The sequence below is a fragment of the uncultured Campylobacter sp. genome (genome assembly GCF_938045775.1).
Classification (GTDB): domain Bacteria; phylum Campylobacterota; class Campylobacteria; order Campylobacterales; family Campylobacteraceae; genus Campylobacter_B.
This window is the reverse complement of the sequence record NZ_CALIBH010000125.1, coordinates 1-3,719: the sequence shown is the minus strand read 5'-3', so window position 1 is coordinate 3,719 and position 3,719 is coordinate 1. Positions and strand designations below refer to the sequence as shown.

Genomic DNA, 3,719 nt, shown 5'->3' with positions numbered 1-3,719 from the left:
TGGCACGTCGAACTACTTGAGCTTTTTGAGTAGGTATACAAGAGAGGCTTCCCGCTAGACGACTTTGGGCGGATGTGTAAAAGCGCGCCTAATCTACGTGCTGCCGCGTCTGCATCAGAAAAAAATTCCGCGCTTTATTTGGCGTGGAATTTTAAAATTTTTTAGAATTTTGCGAGCGGCGAAATTTTAAAATTCCAAGATGAATAAAATTTTGAAATTTTTCGGCGCGCAAAATTCTGAAATTTACGGCTTGCAGAATTTAAAATTTCGCCTCTTTGCCACTCTGTGCGAAATTTGGTAGCGGTAAAATTTGCAGATAAAATTCCACGCCTAAAGCCGACGAGGGTGCGACAAGATTATTAAGATTATACTTAAAGGCAAAATTTGAAAACCAAACTAGAAAATTCCGCGCAAGAAACCTCGGTGCAAAAGCGGGAAAATCCTGGCAAAAATTGCTTCTGTGCGCGCAGTCTGTGGCTGATATTCGCCGCGATTTTTAGCGCGATTGCCGCGACATTTTGTTGCCTACCCGCGCTCTTATTTTTGATTTTCGGCGCGAGCTTTTCCATTTTTTCAGGCGCGGAGGCGCTGGAAGGTTACCGCGCGCCACTCTCTGTGCTAGCGCTTTTTTGCTTCGCGCTTTCTGCATTTTTCTTTTTCAAAAAGCCGCGCGCATGCTCGCTGCAAAGCGGGCGCAAAAAATGGATTCTGATCTACGCGCTCTTAGGAGCCTTGCTTGCCTTTATGCTTACATATCCCGAAATTTTAGGAGGGCTTTATGCGTAAAATTTTGTTTTTGATGTTTGGATTTATGGCGCTTTTTGCCGACAAAGAGGTTAAAATTTACGTGGAAAAAATCCACTGCCCGCTCTGTACTACGATCGTGCGAAAGGCGCTTTTGCAAACGCCAGGCGTGATAAACGCGAAGGTTTCGCAGCAGAGCAAAACAGCAACCGTCGTAGCAAAGGATGATACAAACGAGACCGCGATGCTTGAGGAAATCGCTAAAACGGGCTATGAAGGCGTAATCGTAAAATAAAAATCCCGGCAAAATTCGAACTAAATTTTAAATAAAATTCTTGCTAAATTTCGGTAAAATTCATGCGATTTTGCATAAAATTTCATTTTGCGCAGCTTGCCTGCAGCGTAAGCTAGCGCGATTGAAATTCTGCGCGTATTTTGCGGAAGCGCTATGTCGGCGCTGTCGCGTTTAAATTTAGCGGTATGTGTCGCCGCAGATACGCCGCGCTAAAGTAAATTCAAAAGGAGCAAACATGCAAAAAAACGAGGTTATGAATGATTTTAAGAAGCTGTGCGAGATACCGCACTGCAGCTGCGAAACGGAGCAGATGAGGGAGTTTTTGGCGGATTTTGCGTGCTCTCGGGGCTTTAGCGTAAACGTCGATGAGGCGGGCAATATCCACGCCGTAAAAGGCGAGCCTAAAATCTGCCTGCAAAGCCACTACGACATGGTCTGCGTGGGCGCGGCGCCGCATTTGGAGCTCATAGAAGAAAACGGCATCCTAAGGGCGAAAAACTCGACTCTGGGTGCTGATGATGGCATCGGCGTGGCGATGATGATGGGTGCGATGCGGGAGTTTGCGAATTTAGAGTGCCTATTTACCAACGACGAAGAGGTCGGGCTCGTGGGCGCAAACGCCTTTAAAGGTAAAATTTTATCGCCGAATCTGCTAAATTTAGACAGCGAAGAAGATGACCGCGTGACGCTGGGATGCGCCGGCGGCATAAACGTAAGCGCTAAAATCGGCGCGCAGACCGTCAAAAAGAGCGGTAAAATTTACGAGATCGGCGTTACCGGGCTTAGCGGCGGGCACTCGGGCAACGAGATACATAAAAATATCCCAAACGCGATGAAGCTGCTGGCAAAATTTCTTGCCGAGGAGGGCTGCGAGCTAATCAGCCTGGATTTTGGCGAGAGGAGCAACTCGATCCCCGCAAACGCCGTGTGCAAGGCGCTGTGCGCGCATGAACCAAAGCAGCGCGGCCTGGCGTGGGTAAAGAGCCTCGGCGAGGGCGAAGCGGACGTGCTGGCAAATAGCGGTAAAATTTTAGCGCTAATTAACTCCTTTGCCCAGGGCGTGCGCAGCTACGACACGCAGCTTGGCATGGTAAACGAAAGCATAAATCTCTCAACCGTTAAGCAAAAAGAGGACGTGATCGAGTTTGACTTTTTCGGACGCGCGATGAAGCGAGAGGGGCTCGAAAATCTGGGCTTTGAGACCGCTACGCTAGCTAGCGCGCTGGGCTTTGATGTGAGAGTAGCCGACCGCTCGGCGAACTGGGCGCCTTGCATCAGCGACTTCGCGCATCTCGTGCTTGAAGAACTGCAAAAACAAAAGCCGCAGGCTAAATTTGCCGCCGTGCACGCAGGCCTTGAGTGCGGCGTACTGGTCGCAAAACAGCCCGAGCTGCAAGCCTGCTCCATAGGACCTAATATCCACTCGCCACACTCCGTGAATGAGCACTGTGAGATAGCGTCGGTGGAGATGATGGCGGAAGTGGTGAGAAATATAATCGCTAGGCTTCAGTAGCTTGAAACGGCTTGTCTTTTTCCTTTATACGTCGTTGGAAACTCGGTCGGCTTCGGTCACGTATTGCGTATACGCTCCCTCGCCTCCGTCGTTTCCGCCTAGTCTAAAGAAAAAATACTTCGCCTTTAAAATTTAACGGCGGTTTCTCTTTTGAGCGTCTTTATAGAAATTACGCTTGCGGCGTCGCTACGTTGGTTTTGAAAGAAATTTGAAAATTTTAATCTGCGACGGACTTTATTCCTAGTCTTGATTAAAATTTTCTGCACAACTTTCAAAATCATCTCGCGATGCTTCGCCTTTAAAATTCTTGTGACGGCTTGTCTCTTGTTGCCCCATGCTTCGTTGGATTTAAATTTTTAATCGGTCACTACCAACTAGGTAACTCCCGCCCTTAAATTTTAAATCTGCCTCGTTGAGAACAAAAATACTTCGCCTTAGCTTCTTGCATTACAAATTTGATTAAAATTTGCAGCGATTTTTATAAAATACAGATCATAATAAACACAGCTACCAAGAATCAAAATTTTAAAATTCCGTCAAATTTAAGCCAGTAAATTTAAGCTCGCATTTGTAGGATAAAATTTTACGGGAAATTCTTATCCTTGCTGCTGCACAGCTCGTTTAAAAAGCACTCCTTGCAGTTTGGCTTGATCGCCTTACAGGTGTAGCGACCGAAAAGCACCATACCTTGGTGCAGTTTGCCAAGATCTGTTTTAAAAGCCTCGCTAAGATCGCGCTCCGTAAGCTCGGGTGTCTTTGCACGGCTTAGCCCCAGGCGATGCGCGACGCGAAAGACATGCGTATCCACCGCCATCACGTTTGCGCCCGCGCCCTCCAAAAGCACGACGTGAGCGGTCTTTTGCCCCACGCCCGCAAGAGATTTTAGCCCCGCTTCATCAAGCGGCACGACGCCGCCGAAATCACTAACCACCGCCTGCGCCATTTTGATTAAATTTACCGCTTTGTTGTTGTAGAAATTGCACGAGCTAATTAGCAGCTTTACGCTTGCCAGATTGGCCTTTGCGAGCTCTGCAACGCTAGGAAATTCCGCAAAAAAGCGCGGCGTGATTAAATTTACCCGCTTGTCGGTACACTGCGCGCTAAGCATCACGCAGACCAAAAGCTGATAGTTGTCTTTAAATTTCAACTCGCTGCGCTCTTCCGCGA

4 protein-coding genes are annotated in these 3,719 nt (G+C 47.8%); 3 read left to right on the top strand and 1 reads right to left on the bottom strand.

The window, feature by feature from the left end:
• The first annotated feature begins 384 nt into the window (after nucleotides 1-384).
• The 3 genes from Q0238_RS04780 to Q0238_RS04770 all read left to right on the top strand — a co-directional run bounded on the left by Q0238_RS04780 (nucleotide 385) and on the right by Q0238_RS04770 (nucleotide 2,552).
• A complete protein-coding gene (locus tag Q0238_RS04780) occupies nucleotides 385-786 on the top strand; it encodes an aryl sulfotransferase (RefSeq protein ID WP_297943396.1) in 402 nt (133 codons plus the stop codon).
• Nucleotides 779-1,039: a cation transporter gene (locus Q0238_RS04775; RefSeq protein ID WP_297943394.1), complete on the top strand. Its 261-nt coding sequence runs from the start codon at nucleotides 779-781 to the stop codon at nucleotides 1,037-1,039. Before Q0238_RS04780 ends, Q0238_RS04775 begins: the two co-directional genes overlap by 8 nt.
• Before the next feature lie 235 nt (nucleotides 1,040-1,274).
• The gene (locus tag Q0238_RS04770) at nucleotides 1,275-2,552 is read left to right on the top strand and encodes a M20/M25/M40 family metallo-hydrolase (RefSeq protein ID WP_297943392.1); all 1,278 of its coding nucleotides are present in this window, start codon (nucleotides 1,275-1,277) and stop codon (nucleotides 2,550-2,552) included.
• 583 nt (nucleotides 2,553-3,135) lie between these two features.
• On the opposite strand, the gene nth is transcribed toward Q0238_RS04770, so the two are convergent.
• Nucleotides 3,136-3,719: endonuclease III (gene nth / locus Q0238_RS04765; protein WP_297943390.1), on the bottom strand; the 584-nt coding region annotated here is incomplete at its 5' end.